1 protein-coding gene is annotated in these 232 nt (G+C 70.3%); it reads left to right on the forward strand.

Annotation, left to right across the window (positions count from 1 at the left end; all coding sequences use genetic code 11):
* Window positions 1-232 (forward strand): DinB/UmuC family translesion DNA polymerase (locus J0695_RS41565; RefSeq protein ID WP_443727173.1); only part of this gene is annotated, 232 nt, incomplete at both ends.

A 232-nucleotide genomic window follows, 5' to 3' on the forward strand; every position in this document is an offset into this window, starting at 1 on the left:
GGATGGCCGTCGGACACGACGGGCCGGTCGTCGTGTCCGAGCGCGACACCAAATCGGTGTCGGTCGAGGACACCTTCGACGTGGACCTGCACGACAGGGTGCGGGTCAGGACGGAGGTGGACCGGCTGGCGGGGCGGTGTGTGGAGCGGCTGAGGGCCGCCGGACGGTCGGGGAGAACCGTGGTGCTGAAGGTGCGGCGGTACGACTTCTCGACGCTGACCCGGTCCGAGAC

This window comes from Streptomyces beijiangensis (genome assembly GCF_017315755.1).
In the GTDB taxonomy this organism is placed as follows: Bacteria; Actinomycetota; Actinomycetes; order Streptomycetales; family Streptomycetaceae; genus Streptomyces; species Streptomyces beijiangensis.